Source organism: Mycobacterium sp. NGS35 (genome assembly GCF_059812855.1).
On sequence record NZ_JCALDL010000031.1, the window covers coordinates 1 to 212 of the forward strand.

A 212-nucleotide genomic window follows, 5' to 3' on the forward strand; every position below is an offset into this window, starting at 1 on the left:
GACAGCTCGCGGGGCGTTTGCCGGGTTATATGGTGCCCGCGGCGGTGGTGGGGTTGGATGTGTTGCCGTTGACGGTCAACGGCAAGCTCGATGTGCGGGCGTTGCCGGCGCCGGATTATGGCGGCATCGAGCGTTACCGCGCCCCCGGTGATGCGGTCGAGGAACTTTTGGCCGGGATTTATGCCGAGGTGTTGGGGCTGGCGCGGGTGGGG

1 protein-coding gene is annotated in these 212 nt (G+C 67.0%); it reads left to right on the forward strand.

The annotated features are described in order from the left end of the window. Window positions 1–212, forward strand: a 212-nt coding sequence (locus AC5Y4C_RS20985; protein ID WP_500008532.1) for a hypothetical protein, incomplete at both ends; no start/stop codon positions are given.